We start from the raw sequence: 18,796 nt of genomic DNA, 5'->3' as shown, positions 1-18,796 counted from the left end.
GTTACTTAAATGCGATTTGGGATTCTAACATATAATGAACGAACACGTCAGCGAATGCTTCTGCTGTATTGTAGCATTCCTCCAAAGTGTTGTTCGTTCCTCCGAATTCCAGAAGCAAGCTTCCCTCGGAAACAGACTGGTTATACACGCCATTTCCTTCATTCGCTCCCTTCAGAATAATCCCACGAGACAATCCTGGATAGGCGGCCTCCAGACGAGCATGCAGATTTTCTGCCAGCTTCTTGTTTTCCAAATACGTCGGATTGGCTGTCCCAATCACAAACAACATACGCGAGTACGTCTTGCCGTTCAAGGTAAGGGCTACCTTGCTGCGAGGCTCATCACTGTCGCGATGAATATCAAAAATATACTTTAGATTCGGACTAGCAGATGCTGCTGCTGCTACCGCTTTGTACGATTCCGTATAGGACATGGAATAGCTTTTCTTTTGTTCTGCCAGCTTCTGGGCAAAATCATCCTGATTCGCCATTGCTGGAATACCTCTCGCCTGCAACAGTTCACCGAGTCGTTTTCCAACCAACGTGATGTTGATCTCAGAATCATCAACCGAGCTGCCCTGTGTATTACGCGCAACATTTCTCCACGATTCCCGGTTATGTGTGTGGTAAATAAAAACCGTCTCATTTCCAACCATGCCTTGGTTGTAACCTGTCCCACCGGTGCCCGTTCCGGTTACCGGCTGACTTCCGCCTGGCTGGACACGATCTACAATCCAACTGGCAATATAGGCAGTGGAATTGTCAGGGAGCCGAATCATATACCAGTCACCTTCTGTTTGTACAATCGGAAATACCTGCCCAGGCTGAGCATTTCCGACGACCCCATAATCGGTTCCAGGACCGCTTCTCAGATTGGTATCGGCATTTTTTACGCGAATCGACGGTTCTGCCTGTCCCGTTGTCGGGTTCGATGTCGCAGGAATTTCGTTCGGTTGCCCTTGACCTGCATCCCCCTGAACCATCGGCTTGAATATGTAGGCATAGGTGCCATTGAAATCAATCGTGTACCAACCTTCAAAGTATCCATATTGATTGACGACCGTACCCGCGCTTAGCTGACCGATGACTGTTCCCAAAATATTGGGCTCGGCATAGATTTCATGCCCTTCTTGCAACACGATGGTACCAGCCATTTGCCCATTTCCGGTAGAGGGCGGGATAGAAGGTGCTGGTGTAGGTGTTGGCACTGGCGTAGGAACTGGTGTTGGTGTTGGTGTTGGTGTTGGTGTTGGTGTTGGCGTTGGTGTTGGCGTTGGTACTGGTGTCGGGGCAGGCGCGGGTGCGGACGTTTCTGCCAAGTAACGTGCATTGACCCAACCGCTCGCTTTGTCAGACAGCTTGATTTGTGCCCAATCCCCTTGTTTTTTCGTTTGCAAAAACACTCCGTTTTTGTCGATGATCTGCACTATTTGTGAAGTCGTATTCGGTTCCACCCGGACATTCAGCATGTCTACCGTGCTCTTTACATAGATGATCCGGGGAATTTCAATCATTTTGACATACTTATTGTTTACCCAACCCATCTTGCCAGTAGTGAGCTTCACTTGCGTCCAACCGTTTTGTTGTTGCTTTACAATCGGCAAACGTATCGTTTTTGCGATGGTTCCGACTATTTGAGAGGTTGCATCTGGTGCAATGCGAATATTTAGTTGATCTACAGCGATCTCGACATGGGTAGCCGCCTCTGCATGCGAGAACGGCGTCAGCAAAAGTAGGGAACAAACAGCGGTCAAGATGATATTTTTACGTGAAAACACGAGCCTCGTTCCTCTCTGTTCGACCTGTTATGACTGGAAAATACATCCTGTAAGTAAGAGGTTCTCGATTTAGTTCCATATTCCTGCATTTTGCGACAGGTTTTTATGGCGGGGGGAGGTAAAAAAATTCGCGCAAAAAATATAGACCAGTGAGTAAAACCAACTGGTCTAGGTATCAGTTATTCAGTTACCTTGAGCTATGTTTCTTTATTCATCATCCAGATGCTTTTCAAATGACTGTTTGATCATGAACATGGCATATTCAATTTCATTAGCAGTAGAAAGTCCGATTTCAACATAACGTCCATTGCGAACATCCTTGCAAATGCCCTGAGGATCTTGTATTTCTTGGATCGCCAAATGTAAGCTCAGCAAAAGCTTACTCTTCTGTGGAGTAATATCGACGAAGTTGGTTGTTGTTTTGAATGCAATATAGTGTTTTGTGAATTCCATGCGAACGGAGCTATCCAGATTACAGATACGTTTTCTGAGCTCTTCAAACAATTCCAACAGTTCACCCTGCAACCCTGGGTAGTCCGTAATGGTAAATATGTCAGCCTCTGCTTTCGAATCTTTTTTGCTGTATTTCAAAAGTACGTCATCCGAAATTTGTGGGTATTCCCATACCTGCGTTGCCTGGTCTGCAAGTGAACGAGCACGTTTCGTAATCTCACCTTCATCCCAGACATCGAGCTTTCCAAGCCCCCTATTCAGTCGTAACGGACTGTCTGCAAATCCTCCCTCCAACTCTCTCTTTTCGATAAAGGGTTTGTCACTAAGCTCAGAATTGTACCGGGTCAACGTCAGATTTCCAAGTGTATGTAAATATGTTCTGTGAACCTCTTCCCAATCTTCTCCAAGATCTTGCCTCCACTTTGTTGATAAGTTCTGATTTTGCGGCATGATATGTTCGATCGTGTAGCTCTCAATGTCTACAATCTCTTTACGATTAAAGTTCTCCAGCTTACGAAGCAAATAATTGCGATTTCTGAAATTATATACATCCTTAATGACTAATTCCTGTACAAATTCCTCGTTTTTAGGAAATCGCCGATGGGAATCCTTAAGCAAGAATGCCACTGTTGTACTTTCTAAATAGTTACTTTTATCGATCTCCTTGCTAATGGTTGCAAAGGTTTTGTTCAAAGAATTTGTAGGCACCCCGCAAATGGATCTTCGGAATACATATGCTTCAACCAGTTTAAGAATTGCAATGAAATCTTCTTTTGATAGCATTTGTTGTTCATAATCATCAAAGACTTCAAGTAAAAATGGATACGATACATCGACTTTCAATGTGTTGATATCGACTAATACCTGATTCATATCCTTGTCTTTTTCAGTCTGGAATGCCAACTTCACAAAGTACTTTGAGAATCGATAAATATCTTCAATGATCTCATGCACCGTATATTCACTCTGTTGATATACATGATCCTTGAAAACGTTATAAACGTCTTGTATATTTGGTATTTTTCCTGTTTTCACTGTCAAGTAATCACGCATAAAACGGTCAAAAAGTGCCAAGTCATTAAGATTGCCAAAACTACGCTCCATAGGATACCAGTATTCTGAATAAAGGTCTGCTTGCTCTTTCGGCTCCAATTTCATCAGGACAAAGTTTCGGATCAAATCGGCTTGCGATAGGTCCAGTCCCGTAGAGTTCAGGCTTTCGAAAATCAATTGCGGATTATCATGATCACGATCCAAAGAAATATCGACAACAATTAGTTTAGCGATTCCTTGATACAGCTTGTTTAGGTCAATTTCACTCTTCTTTATTGACTCCAGGAAAAACGTAAAGTTTTCGTACACTCTTTGAGAGTATTCATCAGGGAGTTTTTTATCGGAAACCAAGCTAAATAAGGTGTCTTTGTCGCTTTTCGTTAAAATCAGCTTATGGTACAGGTCGCCCTCTTCATCATTGTTAACCAAGTAGTAGTTCATAATCTTCCTTTTTGTAATATCACAGAGCTGGTCGCTTTCTTCTATAGCTTTTCCTAATGCAAGCAAAAACAGGGTTAATGTGGTCATCCGTTGCTGTCCATCTATAACAAGCAGCTGAGGAACAGAAGATATCTGATACAAACCTCGTTCAATATAAACAATCGAACCAACAAAGTGACCCTTTACTTTTTCATCTTCCGCCGCTCGTACGATATCGTTCCAAAGTTGGCGACATTGGTTAATGGTCCAGCTATATTTTCGTTGATATATCGGAATAATGAATTGTTTTGTACCTTGAAGAAATTTTAGTAAGTTTGTCTCTACTGCTTTCACTATTACATCTCCTCTTTAAAAGAATACTCCTACAAGCTTCCTTTATTTTACGACTTTTTGATTAATTCTTCCATGTAACGGTCTAACCGCGATCTCAATTTTCCATGAAGTCACTCATTGACGTCGGTACAATCCATTCCATATTCAACAAGACAAAAGAGCATTAGAAATCAAACGAGAGACTACCTTTCAGCGGCAGCCTCCCATTTGTAAAATACATTCATTTAACAGACATCGACTTCCATATCCCTTGAACAATCTAGCCCATCGTGTGAGCAACTCTCGTTACCCTCTTTTCAGGATGGAGGTTAATTTGATCTGATCATTACGAATCCAGACTTTGGAAAATTCGATCGGCAGATTCTGTTCCGTATAGATCGTCTGCTCGAGAAAGGTGATGGGCGTTCCTTGATCAATCTGCAGCTTTCTCGCAATATGCTCGTCAGCGCCTTTTCCTAGGAAGGAACGTTTCCCCCATTCAATTTTTACGTTGTAAAGGTGTTCAATAATGGAGAATAACGTTTTCTCCTCAAAGTTTTGCTGGTCTAACCCTGGGAATAGCTTTTGCGGCAAAAAGTTCTCGATGAACACGACTGGCATGTCTTCGATATAACGAAGACGTTGTAAATGGTACACCTGTTCGTCTCCTTCCAATTGGAGGACCCGGATCAGTGTCTGATCGGCAGGAACAGATTCCATACGGAGCAGCTTCGTCGTAAAGTCTTTGTGACTTTCTATCATGGTCTCGGCAATGGAAATCAGTCTTTCTGCCAACGGATACTCCATCTGCTCGCCAACGACGAAGGTTCCTTTTCCATGAATCTGGACGAGGATACCTTCTGAGATTAACTGTTTAATTGCTTGTTTGAAGGTACCCCGACTGATTCCCAAGGTCGCAGCCAGATCTGCTTCGGAAGGCAGTTTTTCCTTGGCGGTCCATTCACCTTTCGCAATTTTTTCCAGTATCCAATTTTTCGCTTGAATGTAAATTGGTTCTGGACCTGTTCTCTCAATCAATGGGTTCACCCTTTATCCAACTTATTCTAATTTACTATACTTTTATGGCACTCATTTTTCAAGACAACCCACAAATAAGAGAAATCTACAGCTTATCTTTGTAATAATCAGGAACGATGATTCCTGGTTTGTCAAACCACTGTGGGACATGAACCCCTGATTGCAAAATAATATTTCCCCAAGGGTCGAATGCGCCAGTCCTGACGATGGCTTTTGCCTTTCTTGCCATTTCACTCAAAATCGTTTGATGCTCCATCGTACCGATTTCAACCCCAGGAAAAATCCGCTGTACCTTTTGAAATAACGGGGCATTGTTTGTTTCCACTTCTTGTGCAACGTATATTTTCTCCGCAACAAAATCATCTGCAATGAGCGAGAGCACTGTTTCGAGATCAGGCACGTCCTTCTTCAGCGCCAAGTCGATTCTTTTCACATCGTTTGGAATCGGGAAGCCTGCATCACAAACAATGAGATAATCCAGATGCCCCATCGAAGCGATCACTTCATTGAGCTCTCTGTTCAAGAGCATTCCTTTTTTCATCGTTCACACACTCCTTCTTTGTTTTAATTTTGCGATTCCTTTATTGCTTCTTCGACATTTTCCTTGTCTACAAAAATAGATGGAAGCTCCATAAACGCAGCGAGAGATTTGCCATTTGCGACGTCCAGTGCCACTTGAACTGCTTTTTGTCCATATTGATTCGGATAAATGGCCATCGTGCCAGCTATCTCACCTGACTTGATTGCCTGGAGGGCGTCGGCTGTACCGTCATTGGATACGACTACAATTCCCGTTCGATTTGCCGCCTTAATCGCTTGTACAGCTCCCAGGGCCATTTCATCATTTGCGGCGTATACCCCGTTGATTTCCGGATTTGCCTGCAAAATATTTTCCATCACGGTCATCGCTTTCGCCCGGTCGAAGTCGGCAGATTGTGAAGCCAGGAGCTTGATGCCAGCTGATTTTTTGATGGCCTCCTGAAATCCCTTGCTTCGATCCTGCGCTACGTTTGTGCCCATAATTCCTTGCAGCTCGACCACGTTTCCTTTTTCACCGAGCTGCTTTGCCAAAAACTCGCCTGCCGTAACGCCGTGCATGATCTCGTCGTATCCCAGATGGACGACAGTCTCTCCACCCTCCAGCTCACGCCCTGTTGTAATGACCTTGATCCCTGCTTTATTGGCGGCTTCCGCTGCTGGAATGGTCCCTTTGCTATCGACAGGGTCCAAGATAAGCACATTGATTTTTTGCTGGATCAGATCCTCGACTCCTTGCAATTGTGTGGCCAAATCGTTATTGGCATTGACAACGACCAGCTCCACACCCAATTTTTCAGCTTCCTGCTCCGCGCCTTTTTTTACCGCCACAAAAAACGGATTATTCAGCGTGTTGATGGCATAGCCGATTTTTACCTTCCCTTTATCCCCGGCTGGCGCTGTGCTCCCCTCCTTCGAACCGTTTGCCGGCGCATTCGAATTTGCGGCACCACAGGCAGTAATCATAACGAGCATGATAGCGGTCAACAGCAAATACATCCATTTTTTCATTGAAAACCCCTCCGAATCGTTTTTTTTTTGTTTTTCTGAGTATCATTGTTTTTCTTTGTTAATCATTCGGTCGATCAGTACGGCAAGGAGCACAATCAACCCTTTTGCCACATTCTGATAAAATGGAGAAACGTTGATCAGATTCATTCCGCTTGTCAAAATGCCCAATAGCAGCACCCCGATCAGCGTACCGAGCACGCTTCCTTTTCCGCCAAACAGGCTGGTCCCGCCCAAGATGACAGCGGCAATCGCATCCAGCTCATACCCTGTTCCGGCAACGGGAGTCGCAGACGACAGACGCGCGCTTAAGATAATAGAGGCAAGACCAGCCAGCAGTCCCGACGTCCCGTACACGATCGTCTTATGTACGTTCACCCGAATGCCTGACAGCAGGGATGCTTTTTCATTGCCGCCGATCGAGTAAATATACTGGCCGTGGACTGTCCGTTTCAAGACGAAATAGAGCACCGCATATACGAGCAGCAGAACGATGACTGGAAACGGAATCGGCCCTATATAGCCCTGTCCGATGAACTTGTAGACTTCGCTGGTAATTTGAATGGGATTGCCTTCGGTGTAGATGAGCGTAAGACCGGAAAGCACGGTCATCGATGCCAGCGTTACGATAAATGGCGTCAGCTTTAGCTTGGAAATGAGAAAGCCATTCGCTAAACCGAATAGGGTGCCCGTCAAAAGCCCTGCAATGATTCCGAGTGAAGCACTTCCTGTAGCGAGCGTGACCCCCGCGGATACAGCGCCCGCTAAGCCTACGATGCTGCCTACTGACAGGTCGATGCCAGCCGTAATGATGACCAGTGTTTGGCCTGCCGCTACGATGCCGATCACGGAGACTTGCCGGAGAATGTTGATCAGATTCGACGTCGTCAGAAAGTTCGGTGTCAAGATCGTAAAGATGGCAGCCACCAAAAGTAAGATGAAAAACATTCCATACTGTTGAACGAGACCAAGCTTATTGACACTCGATCGCACAATAACCGGATTCGAGCTATTCAACATGTTCCTACCTCCACCAACGATGTTTGTCGCGCTCCTGACGCATATTCCATGAGAAGCTCGATGCTGGCCTCCTCCTTTTTTACTTCAGCTACAATCTCTCCTCTGAACATGACCAAAATCCGGTCGCACAAGCCTACTATCTCATCCGCATCACTGGAAGCGATGACGATCCCTTTGTCTTCCTGCGCCAACTCGCCTAGCAGATGGTAGATTTCTGAGCGTGCGCCTATGTCGATTCCTCTCGTCGGTTCAGAGAGCAGGATTAACTCTGGAGAGGTAGCTAGCCATTTGCCCAAAATCACTTTTTGCTGGTTTCCGCCGCTTAACTGTTTTACAGGATGGTGCAGAGAATGCAGCTTAATGTTCAGCTTTTGCACATAATAGTTGGCCATCTCCTTGATTCGGGACATGCTGCGCAGTCCGTAACTGGAAAACTGCGGCATGCTGCACAAGGAGATATTTTGATCTGCGCCCAGCTCCAGGATCAGTCCTTCTTCCTTTCTGTTTTCGGTCACGAGCGCAATCTTGTGCTGCATGGCTGTCAGCGGAGAGTCAATCGTCACTGGCTCCCCACCGCAAAGGATTTGCCCCTCCTCGGCTTGCTCGGCGCCGAATAGAACCCGCAGTAATTCAGACTGCCCTGCTCCCAGCAATCCGAACAGACCAACGATTTCCCCGCGGTGAAAGGAAACGGTAACATTACGCAGGACCCCTGCTTTTTTGAGATTTCTGCCTTCTAGAATGACATTCCCCCGGTTGCGTGCGCTGTTTGGATAGAAACGATCGATTTGTTTCCCAACCATGCATTCAATGATGCGCTCATTGCTAAATTCACCAATCGGGCCTTCAGCCGTTTTTCTGCCGTCCTTCATAATCGTCACGTAATCACAAATCTGCTGGATTTCATCAAGGCGATGGGAAATATAGATGATTCCAATCCCTTTTGCTTTCAAGGATTCGATTACAGCAAAGAGTTGTTTTGTTTCCCCTGTAGTCAGTGTTGCCGTTGGTTCATCCATCACCAGGACACGCGAATCCTCGGAGACTGCCTTGAGAATTTCTACGAGCTGCTGCTGCCCGATGGATAACGACTTGACTTTGCAGAGCGGATCGAGCTGAATCTGGAACCGATCGAGTAGCTCCTGTGTCTTTTGGATTGCCATCTTTCTCGATAAAAGAAATGCCCCGGGTCCCTGTGCAGGTTCTTTGCCCAAATATACGTTTTCCGCAACCGTGAACTCTGGAACCAAATGCAGCTCTTGATGGATGACACTGATCCCATGCTGCTTTGCTTGTCCCGGGCTCTGGATTTTTACTTCCTCACCCTCGATTCGGATGGTTCCGGCATCCTTGGTGTATTCACCTGCAATGATCTTCATTAGTGTGGATTTTCCAGCCCCATTTGCCCCGAGCAGCGCATGGACCTGCCCTCTTTGCAACTGAAAGTCTACTTGATGCAAAATCTGATTCGTACCAAAGCTTTTTTCAATATCGGTCAGGACAAGCAGGGCCGGTTTCAACTGATCTGTCACTAGAAGTCCCCCTCTCCCCATTTAAGTAAAGCGCTTTCAAAAAACGCTGTTTGGTCCAGCACATTGCAAGAGGAAGGAATGGAACTCTTCACGATTCGGGAGCGCTGGGATCACGTCTTCTTTTGTGACGCAAAAGGCCCCGACATAACAGGCGAAACGAACGGCATCGGGAAGCGACGATCCATCTGATAACGCTACCGCCAAACCTCCGGTAAAGGAATCGCCCGCTCCGGTCGTATCGACGACGTTCACCCTCGGCGCTGGAACGATCACACTGTCATCAGCTGTTACAAGCAGCGCCCCTTTCTCGCCGCGGGTCACGATGACGGCCTCTGGACCTTTGCGCAGCAAGATGCGGGCCAAGCGTTCGCAATCTTCAGTCGACGGCGTACTGGACGGATCCAGTCCGTTTAAAATGAGCAGCTCTGATTCGTTAGGCGTCACGATGCTCGACAGCCCGATCAAGTCATCCAAGCCTGGGCTGGCTGGGGCAGGATTGAAGATGATGGTCTTCCCCGATTTTTTCCCCAGCTCCATACCCTTGCGAATCGTTTCGATATGGTTTTCCAACTGGAACACGAGGATGTCAGCATTTTGAAGCGATTCTTTCGTTTCCAAATCCTCCGGAAGCAGCAGATGATTAGCCCCGGGATCGACCACGATGCAGTTTTCTCCGCGTTCATTCAGGAAGACAAATCCTACCCCGGTTGCAGCAGTGGGCGAAACCGAAACATCGTCGACATTCACACCTGCCTGCCGCAGCATTTCCACGCCTGATTTTCCATACGCGTCATTGCCCACGCACCCGATGAACGATACGTTTCCGCCCAGTTTCGACGCCGCAACCGCCTGATTGGAGCCTTTCCCGCCGTCGCAAACAGAGAAGCCGCTACCTAATATCGTTTCGCCCCAAACCGGCAATCTTGGGGTGCTGCATATGAAACCGACATTATAGCTGCCGATGACTACGATATGTTTTTGCCTTTGTGTTTGCATCTTTCTTCTCCTTTGGGAATCAGAATGAATAATCTGGTATCCAAGCTTCTAGCTGCTAACCTTTGCGATCATCTGATTGGCTATCGCTGTGATCTGCGCTTTTTCGTCGGCAGTTGCGGTTTGTACCGACCGTCTCACGATCTGTTCGCACACATTCTTGATGTCGGTGTAGTCATCAGGATCTTGACCGCGTTTTTTCAGGGCAGCAGACAACCACGTTTTTCCATAGCTCGTATGGATCGTCTCATCAGCCCAATCAAAATCCATGTCATGCTGGCTCGTGCGATCGTTCATATTCTCGAAATTCTTGATTCGATCTAACTTTTTCCCGATATTTTTTGATTCAAAGTAAAACAGCATCCCCAGACGATAAATGGGGTCCTGACCCGCACAACTGTCGTAAATATAGGTACCAAGCGGCAGTTCCTTTTCCGCAAATCCCCATGATCTCAACCTTTCATAGCCCATCCTGCAGTGCCTGCTCTCATCATACACCCAGCGTGCTGCATCATAGATAAATTCCCACCCCAATTCCTCAGCGAAAGAAAACAATACGTGTCCAGCATTTTCCACCGCCCAAATCTCATTCAGATGGCTGACCGCGCTTCTCAGTTGCAATTGGATACCTTCCCCATACGGAAAAGATGAATCAATATTATCCGGCCAATAAAAACGAAGGTTCGTAAACCGCTGATCTCTTTGCGGGATTTCCAACGGTGCAAATACAGGAAGAGATTGCGTGATTGGGTCAACTACTTGGGGAGAATCCAAACCGATGTCCCCCAGCTTTTTCAATCGCTGACTGATCTCTGCTGTCCATTGGTTGGCAAGGTCAATATCCGCCTGATCGGAAATAGCCATTTCTCTTTCGATCACCTGATTAATCTCTTTCATCTGTCTTTGTTTTTCTTCCACAGCGAGATTCAGAAAGCGGTACGTCGGTCCGTCCCCGATATTATCAGCAAGGCTCAAATACGTCTCATAAGCACGCATCAAGGCCGGCTTGAAAACCTTCGCCAAGACAGAGAGGAAGGCAAGCGCATTTGGGGCACTGCGGCTCATCTGGATCAGCTCAATCAGAGACTGGTCGCTGCCCACTTCAAGGATGCGGCTCGGAAACCTCAGCTCGAAAACCCTTTCGCGCAGCGCATTGGCTGTCATGGCATCTTCCCACAAGATTTTGGGCAAGAGCGTTTTCATATCAAAAAAGGGAATCCCCGGAATCCATCCCGCTTGGCTAATCACCAGTTCCTTTTCGCAAAGATAAAAGCGCTTCAGGATGACTGCGGTGTCGTACCTCATGTACTTCCCTCTCTCGGATCCTGGCAAATGTGTGGTTGTCATCAGCTTTGTTCCTCCTTTGGCTTTCGCGCTTTAACTAAACGCAGCAAATGGCTGTCAATTTTTATGCAGACGTCCTGCTCAGAATCCTTGGTTACGTCTTAGCCGGGATTGTTTTTTTGAAGTATTCTGGATATTATACGTTCATAGTGGAATATATACCTCTATGGACGTCTATAAAGAAAGTAATGCTTATTTTCTGATTTGTCAATCTTTTTTAAGGAGAAATTGCACATGCACCCATCCACAAAAATCAACGAAGCCGATCTATCCGCGCCCTGCATGGAGATCCATCAATCCTGGTGGGCAATGCGAGGAATCGGGGATGAACGAGGAGAATGGTCAATTGAAAAGAAGGTAGAGAAAATTGCGGAGGCGGGTTTCCGTGGAATTATGGGCAGGCTGCCTGCTCTCGAGGAAGCAGAGCTATGGAGAAAACTGCTCGACCGATACGGACTGCGCTTCGGCATCGAAGCCTTTCCCGAAGACCCTGAAGACTTTTCTGAATTTCTTCGGCAAAGCAAGGAGTTTGGTGTCAGTTATGTCAATGCCCAGGTAAAGGATGCGTTTGTCGTCGGCGAGAGGGCCATCGACAGGCTTCAAGGAATCATTACGGCAGGCTCAAAGGCAGCTTTGCCTGTCTTTGTGGAGACACATCGCGGCAGGATTACACAAGACTTGCTCCGGACGGTCGAATATGTACAGGCCCTTCCCGATTTGCGTCTGACGATCGATCTCTCTCACTACGTCCTGGCTGGCGAGATGCTGCATGCGGATGAAAGAGCAGAAGCTTGTTTTCAACTTCTCCTGCAGCGGACCTCCTGTATTCACGGCAGGATCTCCAATGGCGAGCAAATTCAAGTCGACATCGGCCCCAACGGAGAGCATCCCATAGCCGGACGATACCTTGCATGGTGGAAGCAAGGAATGATGAACTGGCGCAGCGAGGCTCGTCCGGGTGAGATCCTTCCTTTTGTTTGCGAGCTCGGACCTATTCCTTATGCAATTGCGCAAGAAGGATATAGCGAAGCGAAGCAGCAGGAAATATCAAATCGCTGGGAGCAGTCCCTGCTGCTGAAGCGGTTGGCGGAAGAGGTATGGGAGAGCGTAGACGGATCTTCACAGTAATTAGCTTGTTTGAGGAAGAGAATTAGAAAACCTCTATCGAGGAACGACCACGCTTTAGCAGTAGGTCTTTAAGCGTTCCAGAAAGTTTAAGCAATGGTGAAGCACGTAAACTTTCTTTGACGTTAAAAAATACCCGCCAAAACCGGTTGGCGGGTAAGTAAATTTAATGGATGCATGTCTATTCTAATGAATCGATGATCTTCTGAATGTCACGCAGACTCGTAATTTCATGGGCAGGTGTGATGTCGCCCTCCAGCCTCAAGCCGTGCCGATTGATCCACATATTGCGCATACCGACCGAATTCGAGCCCTGAATGTCCGTTGTCAGCTTGTCTCCAATCATCACGCCTTCTTCAGCGGTGATTTCCAGCAAGCCCATGGCGTGTTCGAAGATCGATGCCGCGGGTTTTCCTTGACCGAAATCACCCGAAATAATGATATGGTCGAAATAAGCAGCGAGGTTCGGCACGCCGGCCAGTTTTTCCTTTTGCAGATCAGGCGATCCGTTGGTGAGCAGCAGCAATTTGTACTTTTCTTTCAGTTGGTCCAGCACCTCGAATGTTTCTTCATAAACGATCGGGCGATTTCTTCTCTCCGCCGGGAACATTTCCCCGAGCCTTCTGCCAAGCTCTTCATTCTCGATGCCAAGGGCTCTCAAGCCGCGTGTCCACGCTTCCCTCCGGTAGGACGGAACGAACGACTGAAGCTTACGGAACTCCTCCTGTTCCCCTTCGAGAAATTGTGCCCATAATCCCTCAAATGGATTGATTCCGATCATTTTCGTAAACGGGAATGCCTCGAAGGTTTCGTACATGGACCGAGCTTCTCGCCGAACCTCCTGTTCCAGCCGCTCCGTATCTATCTCGTAATGCCTGGCTGCCTCTGCGCACGTCGCTTGAAAGGCTTCCTTCACGCTGCGCTCGTCCCACAGCAATGTATCATCCAAATCAAATAAAATTGCTTTGATCGCCATTAATGAAATTCCCCTTTTTCTCTTTTATTGTCTCTCTTGCTCCTATGATCAGGATAGTATATAGAATCCACCATCCCCTCCTGCCAAGTCAACCGCTCAACAAAAGTAGAATATAACACATCACGTTTGATCTTATGAAAGCAGAAAAAAGGTGGACCTGCAGTTACACTTTGTCAATTCCATGATACACTACTTGATGATATCATAGAAACGCTGAAGGCATCTATCCGTTGTATGAAGCAAAGTTGGTCTCATTCATTAATAAAAAGTGAAAATTTACATTTCTACAAAGGTGGGATGCATGAATGTCAGATGGACCCGAAAATTTAGACGTTATGGAAAGTCGACCCTCTCATTTGCAAAGTTACATTGATTCCCCTGAAAAGCAGCAAAAATTATACAGGAAGACATTACTTATTGTTGTCATTTCACAAATTTTTGGAGGTGCCGGGCTTGCAGCAGGCGTAACTGTAGGAGCACTTCTCGCCCAGGATATGCTGGGAACGGATAGTCTCGCAGGTATTCCTGCCGCGTTGCTCACTCTTGGATCTGCCCTAGCAGCTCTCTTGGTCGGGCGGCTCTCCCAACGTTTCGGACGTCGTGTAGGACTGGCGGCAGGATTCTTAGCTGGAGGGATTGGTGCGATCGGGGTAGTCATTGCAGCAGTCGGAAACCATATCGTCCTTCTTTTTGCTTCGCTGCTCATCTACGGTGCAGGCACTGCTACCAACCTGCAAGCACGGTATGCAGGCACAGACTTAGCAAAGCCGAAGCAGCGAGCAACAGCAGTCAGTATTGCCATGGTGTCAACTACATTCGGCGCCGTTGCAGGTCCAAACCTGGTTGAAGTAATGGGCCGATTCGCTACCTCCATCGGTGTCCCTGCACTAGCTGGACCTTTCATCCTCGGTGCCGCAGCCTTCACCCTGGCTGGTCTGGTATTTTTGGCTTTACTCCGACCAGACCCATTCATCGTTGCCAGAGCAATAGCCGAGGCACAAAATGCAGATCAAAGCAGCCCGTCAGGCATAAATGAGAGCAAGCTTGGAAAAAACAACCGAGGAATCATCGTTGGAGCCACCATCATGATTTTAACCCAAATCGTTATGGTCGCAATTATGACGATGACGCCAGTACATATGAAGCACCACGGACATGGGTTGAGTGAGGTTGGATTGGTTATCGGCATTCATATTGGCGCGATGTATCTCCCATCCCTCTTGACCGGTTTTCTCGTTGACAAGGTAGGACGCACTGCAATGGCATTTGCTTCTGGTGTCACTCTACTTGCGGCCGGCATTCTTGCTGCGATCGCACCAGCCGATTCCATGCCTGTACTCATCGCCGCTCTTGCCCTGTTGGGGCTTGGTTGGAACTTTGGTTTAATTAGTGGCACGGCGCTCATCGTGGATGCAACTCACCCAGCCACTCGAGCCAAAACCCAGGGAACGATTGATGTCTCGGTTGCTTTGGCTGGGGCATCGGGTGGAGCACTTTCTGGTATGGTCGTTGCCCACTCTAGCTACGCAACCCTCTCACTTATCGGAGGCTTCCTTTCCCTGCTGCTCATACCCGTCTTGATCTGGTCCAAAAGTAAGCAATCCATAAAGGGAGCGGAGAATATCCCATTGAATCGCTAGGAGTTTTGTTGGGTTGTTGTCATCAAATAAGTACGCCGGTTACACCTTTGACGTGGTGGAACCGGCTTTTTTTGTATCTTGAAAGGGATTGTTCTTTGTTCGTAATCAAGAAATGTTTTTACGTCGCGCTTCCTTTTCCTCAATTTCCCTGATTAGTGCTGCTTTTAGTTCGTCCTTTGCTTCGTCCTCAAATCCCAACGCATGTTCTACATATGGGTGAAATAGATGGAAGAAGCGGTCAGATAGTAAACTATATAAAGCAATAAAGGTGATATATACTTCGGGAATGCGATTTATCAATACAAGTCGTCTCATTCTCAGAAGCCTATCGTTGTCCTCTACCCCTGTATACTCGACTTCAATGTACTCCAAAATATTTCCAAATAAAGCTACTTGTGCTCGCAGGCTACCCAGATCATCTTCGAATAATGACCAAACTTCATCAGGATGTAGCTTTACGAGCAGCTCACCAGCTGAAGCTTTATATTCACAAAGAGACTTTGCCGATTCTACCACTATGGAGATTTTGGCTAAATCCCTCTGTATACTCCTGTCCAACTCGTCTAAATAAAAATTAAAATTCTCGTTAGCCATCTGTAATTTAACGAGTTTGCTCTGCTCAGCCTGCGTTTCTTTTCCTTCTTCGTTGGCCTGTCGCTGCATAGCGATAGTGATTACTAATCCAATAATCGTGCATCCAGTAAACGCGGTATTCAAGGCTCCGAAAGTGTCTCCGAATGGACCAGATTTATCTAGTGTATCGAACGCCTCGAAAACAAAATAACCATATAAAACCATGATACTAAAAATAGTCGCAACACCGATGCAGAATAGGAAAAGGGGGCGCTCGATTTTGAATTTATTCATTATTGACAATCAGCTCCAAAACATAGGTTTATCATTGCTAAATCCCGTCTTATGTCAAAAAAAAGATACCATACACACCTACTTTCCGCCATACACTTTTCCATCTTCGCCAACAGCTTGGGTTGATTTGAAAAGGCCCTTTTTTGATATACTTGGAAAATAAGGGGATGAGAAGTACATGCATTTCAAAACAAAATGTCCAAACTGTAATCATGAAGTCGGATATGATGTTACCCATCTCGTGGAGGTAAGCGAATCATGGTGCCTCGATTTTGAAAAATGTGAGAATCAGCTGATAACCTTTTCTTTTGAGGAGCGAATGCAGATAATTCAAGGGATCCAATTAACTGAAAAATATGTTCCTAATGTAATCAATGCTTACCATAATCTCAACATTGATGGGTTACCATCCAAAATAAGCTTCGGAAGAATCACTTCTAAGGAAAATGAAAAGATGAAAGGCAGCCTGAACTTTTGATAGCTTCTTCCCCCAGGCTCTTAATTACGGTTGTGTTCAAAGGAATTCATTTTTCTTATTTGGGAAAATTAAACTGGAAAGGAGTGTTTCGATGGTTAATCCAAAAGAAACCAACAAACAAAGTGACACAAAAGACATCTTTCAAGCAGGTTCTGATTACGTCGAGGCGTTAGAACAGTCTAGCCCCGCTGAAGCAAGTGATGAATTTGGACCAGATATTGGAATCCCTTCCAATTACGAAGCGAATCAAGCGGGACAAAAGAAAAGTTTATCTGGCTTTGAAGTAAGCAGAAATATTGGTAGACTATGATCCTCAAAAAAACCGACCTCTGAGGTCGGTTTTTCGTCAGAATCGATAGCCAGATTGTGAGCTGGACTTTTATGTCTATGCCCAAACATCTTTAGCATAACGGCCTTCAGCTTGTAGGCGATTCAGCCATTCCTCTGCTTCTGCTTGCCCCGCTCCCCGTACATCCCGGTAAGCCTGCTGCAAGGCAGCTTCCACATCTGGAGCCATTTTACTGCCGTCCCCGCAAACATATAATTTCTCTCGTCCGGTAAGAAGGTTCACGATTTTGCTTGCATCTCGCTCCAGCAGATGCTGTACATAAACCTTGGACATTCCTGGTAGACGAGAAAAAGCGGTGTGCACCACAGCAATGCCGTCTCTTTCAAACTGGTCAAGCTCCTCGCGGTAAATAAAGTCCGCTTCGCTTCTGCATCCAAAATAAAGATGGGCTTCACCTACAGGCACACCTTCCTTCCTCTGGGCAGCCCGAGCCTGTAAAAAGCCTCTGAACGGCCCCACTCCTGTTCCCGGACCTATCATGACGATCGGCACCGTAGGATCTTCCGGCAGCTGGAATCCCGATTCAGGTGTGCGAATGAACATCAGGATTTTTTCTCCCGGTTCGCATTCGGCCAAATAAGTGGAGGCAACCCCTTGGTACTCGCCATTTCCGCTCCAGGCAGGCCCATTCACCACGGCTCCGGTCAAGCTAGCCTGCTCGTGATTATACCGAGGAGAGCTGGATATCGAATAATATCTGGGCCTCAGCGGAGGCAGCAGCTCCAAAAACTTCTCAAACGGCAGTTCGCAAGCTTCGTATTTTTCAAGCAAATCCAGCATCGAGATTCGCTTGCCTAATACTTGCTCTTTGTAAGCCTCCTCCACAAGTAATGCTTCCAGCTCGCGCTTGTCTGGAGGACACTCAGTGTACGATGCGAGTGTACGCAGCTGCGCGCGAGTTGCAGCTTTCCTGCACCTCTACACTTTGGCGAAGCAGATCGCGAAGGCTAACAGGACGATCCAATGGAAGATGTACAGCATTTCGCCCGTCGGCAGTCCGTCGACAAATTGAATGTGAAGCGGACTCGGTTCTGGCTCTGCCTGATCGCCCATAGTCAGATCAAAGGCATTCATCAAATCGTTCCACATGACCGTACGCCAGTCGTCGACCTGCTTCTCGAAATCCCGCCAGCATCAGCCTCTCCCCTAGGTGAGAGCCTCTTTCCCCCTTTTAATGCGAGCTGCTCATCAATAAAGACAGGGACGCTCTGATACGTATTGGACCAATTCCGGTCCCCGCAGCCGAGCACCGCATACTGCACGCCTTGCAGCTCTCCCGGCCCTGCCTGCTCCAGCCACTTCACGAAACCGGCCGCATTGCGGGGAGGTCTTCCGTTATAGGACGCGGTTGCACCCAGATTCGACCCATACAAAATAAGAAGCGGTACTCCTTTAGCTTCGGCCATTGCGCTTGCTTGCAGGGTCTTCTGTTTCGGTGCTTTTTCGTTTTCCCTCTCACCCGTCTCTTTATAAGTCATACTTGCCACTTTTTTATCTGGGCGCACTTGCACGCGAATTGTAAAATCATCCGGTTTTATCGTGAGTGTTTGCTGCACCTTCAATTGATAGTTCGCGTAATCAATCAGTTTGAAATGCTGAAGGATCATTCCCAGAACCAGTGTCGCCGTTGTCTTGCTTGTAAACAAGCCATCCCCGGCAAAGGCGCGCACATTTTCCAGCACGCCGCTGACTTCTTTGTCAAAACGGGTGATATCGCATACTTCCTTCACCAGCTTATGACCAGTCACGATTAAGGTGGTAAAGCCTGGTAGCGTAAGCCGGTAGATCGGACCGTATTCTTGGGATAATTCGCCCATGGACAGAATGGGTTTTCAAACCACACAAGTACGGGC

At 46.9% G+C, this 18,796-nt stretch carries 15 protein-coding genes and 1 pseudogene; 4 read left to right on the top strand and 12 right to left on the bottom strand.

The window, feature by feature from the left end; translation table 11 throughout:
• Position 1 precedes the first annotated feature (1 nt).
• The 9 genes from spoIIP to ACIFQN_RS27770 all read right to left on the bottom strand — a co-directional run bounded on the left by spoIIP (position 2) and on the right by ACIFQN_RS27770 (position 11,511).
• Entirely contained in the window at positions 2-1,777 is a 1,776-nt protein-coding gene (gene spoIIP, locus ACIFQN_RS27810; protein ID WP_429836289.1) for a stage II sporulation protein P, read from the bottom strand.
• A 207-nt stretch (positions 1,778-1,984) separates the two neighbouring features.
• Positions 1,985-4,057, bottom strand: a complete 2,073-nt coding sequence (locus ACIFQN_RS27805) for a GmrSD restriction endonuclease domain-containing protein (RefSeq protein WP_429836288.1) — start codon at positions 4,055-4,057, stop codon at positions 1,985-1,987.
• A 285-nt stretch (positions 4,058-4,342) separates the two neighbouring features.
• On the bottom strand, positions 4,343-5,074 hold the full coding sequence (locus tag ACIFQN_RS27800; RefSeq protein ID WP_429836287.1) for a GntR family transcriptional regulator: 732 nt from the start codon (positions 5,072-5,074) through the stop codon (positions 4,343-4,345).
• 85 nt (positions 5,075-5,159) lie between these two features.
• The gene (gene rbsD / locus ACIFQN_RS27795) at positions 5,160-5,615 is read right to left on the bottom strand and encodes a D-ribose pyranase (RefSeq protein WP_429836286.1); all 456 of its coding nucleotides are present in this window, start codon (positions 5,613-5,615) and stop codon (positions 5,160-5,162) included.
• A 23-nt stretch (positions 5,616-5,638) separates the two neighbouring features.
• The gene (locus ACIFQN_RS27790) at positions 5,639-6,622 is read right to left on the bottom strand and encodes a substrate-binding domain-containing protein (RefSeq protein ID WP_429836285.1); all 984 of its coding nucleotides are present in this window, start codon (positions 6,620-6,622) and stop codon (positions 5,639-5,641) included.
• 42 nt (positions 6,623-6,664) lie between these two features.
• Positions 6,665-7,639, bottom strand: coding sequence for an ABC transporter permease (locus tag ACIFQN_RS27785; protein WP_429836284.1), 975 nt, complete (start codon positions 7,637-7,639; stop codon positions 6,665-6,667).
• Positions 7,633-9,171 carry a sugar ABC transporter ATP-binding protein gene (locus tag ACIFQN_RS27780; protein ID WP_429836283.1) on the bottom strand — a complete coding sequence of 513 codons (1,539 nt, stop codon included), beginning with the start codon at positions 9,169-9,171 and terminating at the stop codon, positions 7,633-7,635. The genes ACIFQN_RS27785 and ACIFQN_RS27780 overlap by 7 nt, the downstream gene beginning before the upstream one ends.
• A 36-nt stretch (positions 9,172-9,207) precedes the next feature.
• The gene (gene rbsK, locus ACIFQN_RS27775) at positions 9,208-10,167 is read right to left on the bottom strand and encodes a ribokinase (protein ID WP_429836282.1); all 960 of its coding nucleotides are present in this window, start codon (positions 10,165-10,167) and stop codon (positions 9,208-9,210) included.
• A 48-nt stretch (positions 10,168-10,215) separates the two neighbouring features.
• Positions 10,216-11,511, bottom strand: a complete 1,296-nt coding sequence (locus ACIFQN_RS27770) for a DUF455 family protein (protein ID WP_429836281.1) — start codon at positions 11,509-11,511, stop codon at positions 10,216-10,218.
• Between the two features lie 231 nt (positions 11,512-11,742).
• Here ACIFQN_RS27770 and ACIFQN_RS27765 point away from each other — a divergent pair, with 231 nt between their 5' ends.
• Positions 11,743-12,636 carry a sugar phosphate isomerase/epimerase family protein gene (locus ACIFQN_RS27765; RefSeq protein WP_429836280.1) on the top strand — a complete coding sequence of 298 codons (894 nt, stop codon included), beginning with the start codon at positions 11,743-11,745 and terminating at the stop codon, positions 12,634-12,636.
• Between the two features lie 178 nt (positions 12,637-12,814).
• Here the strand turns inward: ACIFQN_RS27765 and ACIFQN_RS27760 are convergent, their stop codons facing one another.
• A complete protein-coding gene (locus ACIFQN_RS27760) occupies positions 12,815-13,609 on the bottom strand; it encodes an HAD family hydrolase (protein WP_429836279.1) in 795 nt (264 codons plus the stop codon).
• Between the two features lie 305 nt (positions 13,610-13,914).
• Between ACIFQN_RS27760 and ACIFQN_RS27755 the strand changes: the two genes are divergently transcribed.
• Positions 13,915-15,249, top strand: coding sequence for an MFS transporter (locus tag ACIFQN_RS27755; RefSeq protein WP_429836278.1), 1,335 nt, complete (start codon positions 13,915-13,917; stop codon positions 15,247-15,249).
• 105 nt (positions 15,250-15,354) lie between these two features.
• On the opposite strand, the gene ACIFQN_RS27750 is transcribed toward ACIFQN_RS27755, so the two are convergent.
• Positions 15,355-16,116: a hypothetical protein gene (locus tag ACIFQN_RS27750; RefSeq protein ID WP_429836277.1), complete on the bottom strand. Its 762-nt coding sequence runs from the start codon at positions 16,114-16,116 to the stop codon at positions 15,355-15,357.
• 178 nt (positions 16,117-16,294) lie between these two features.
• On the opposite strand from ACIFQN_RS27750, the gene ACIFQN_RS27745 reads away from it, so the two are divergent.
• Together ACIFQN_RS27745 and ACIFQN_RS27740 are read left to right on the top strand one after the other, a co-directional pair.
• Positions 16,295-16,594 carry a hypothetical protein gene (locus ACIFQN_RS27745; protein WP_429836276.1) on the top strand — a complete coding sequence of 100 codons (300 nt, stop codon included), beginning with the start codon at positions 16,295-16,297 and terminating at the stop codon, positions 16,592-16,594.
• A gap of 91 nt (positions 16,595-16,685) precedes the next feature.
• Entirely contained in the window at positions 16,686-16,904 is a 219-nt protein-coding gene (locus ACIFQN_RS27740) for a hypothetical protein (protein ID WP_429836275.1), read from the top strand.
• Between the two features lie 75 nt (positions 16,905-16,979).
• Here ACIFQN_RS27740 and ACIFQN_RS27735 read toward each other — a convergent pair.
• Positions 16,980-18,310, bottom strand: a pseudogene (locus tag ACIFQN_RS27735) (flavodoxin domain-containing protein); the annotation flags it as partial.
• Positions 18,311-18,796: the final 486 nt, after the last annotated feature.

The organism is Brevibacillus sp. NRS-1366 (genome assembly GCF_050467985.1).
Note: the sequence above shows the minus strand (reverse complement) of the source record. Positions and strands in the feature narration are given on the sequence as shown.